At 46.2% G+C, this 584-nt stretch carries 1 pseudogene; it reads right to left on the bottom strand.

The window, feature by feature from the left end:
* Nucleotides 1–173: 173 nt before the first annotated feature.
* Nucleotides 174–284 (bottom strand): annotated as a pseudogene (locus G5332_RS20210) (gamma carbonic anhydrase family protein); the annotation flags it as partial.
* Nucleotides 285–584: the final 300 nt, after the last annotated feature.

Here is a 584-nt window from a genome sequence, read left to right as displayed (position 1 = left end):
CAACTGCCTCAACTGCCTCAACTGCCTCAACTGCCTCAACTGCCTCAACTGCCTCAACTGCCTCAACTGCCTCAACTCATCATTCACCTATATGTTCTTCTATAGAAGTAAGCGCTGTTCCCAAACCACTGCTGAGTGGTGAATGGTTAATGGTTGGATCACTTGGCGTGAACATCGTCAGCCAGCTGATATCGCCCTACATATACCCATTTGCCCAATTGCGGGCGTTGTCCTTTGTAGGGTCTCAGTCGCAAGTCCATCTTTGCCTCCTTGTTTTCGGCCATTCTAACAACCTGGAGACTGTTTCTGTGGATAAGTTTGTATAAAAGCTGTGATTGGAGATGAATAACTAAAAAAGTGTCCTTTTTTGCAATTTTATTGCCGATAAGGGGTTGTCAGAAAGAATCTGTTCCCTATAATGCGCCTCCATCGACAGGGCAAGCGGCAACGCAAACAACCTCGTCGGTAACCTCGAAAAGCCTTTGAAAATAAGGCTTGACTCGAGAAGGCGGTTGAGTAGAATTCCACTCCCGCAGCAACACACTGTTGCGTCGCTCTTTAACAATTTGAATCAAGCAATCTGT

This window comes from Aeromonas sp. 603757, from assembly GCF_049171255.1.
Taxonomy (GTDB): domain Bacteria; phylum Pseudomonadota; class Gammaproteobacteria; order Enterobacterales; family Aeromonadaceae; genus Aeromonas; species Aeromonas veronii_A.
This window is presented reverse-complemented; position numbering and strand designations above follow the sequence as displayed.